Genomic DNA, 442 nt, shown 5'->3' with positions numbered 1-442 from the left:
TCGCGGCCACGGCCTCCAACAGCGTGCGCAGGTGGCTCGCCATCCGCTCGACGGTGCTCTGCTTGAAGAGGGCGGTGCTGTACTCCAGCGTGCCGCGCAAGCCTTCAGCCCCTTCAGTGAAGAAGAGGCTCACGTCGAACTTCGACGTCGAGTGGGTGGACTCCAGGCCTCGCAGCCGCAGGTCCGGCAATCGCACGTCCTCCGTGGGCACATTCTGGAGCGCCAGCAGCGTCTGGATGAGAGGTGTGTGGCTGAGGCTGCGCGTCGGCTGGAGGGCCTCCACGAGCTTCTCGAAGGGCACCTCCTGGTGCTCGTAGGCCTCCAGCACGGTGGCGCGCACCTGCTGAAGCAGCGCCCGGAAGGACTGGCCCTCTTCCAGCTTCGCGCGAAGGACGAGCGTGTTGACGAAGAAGCCGATGAGGCCCTCCGTCTCCGCGCGGGT

1 protein-coding gene is annotated in these 442 nt (G+C 67.0%); it reads right to left on the bottom strand.

The window, feature by feature from the left end; translation table 11 throughout:
- The coding region (locus ACLEQD_RS45130) for a condensation domain-containing protein (protein WP_410392027.1) at window positions 1-442 on the bottom strand (442 nt) is incomplete at both ends.

The sequence above is a fragment of the Corallococcus sp. 4LFB genome (genome assembly GCF_046520365.1).
GTDB lineage: Bacteria > Myxococcota > Myxococcia > Myxococcales > Myxococcaceae > Corallococcus > Corallococcus caeni.
This window is presented reverse-complemented; position numbering and strand designations above follow the sequence as displayed.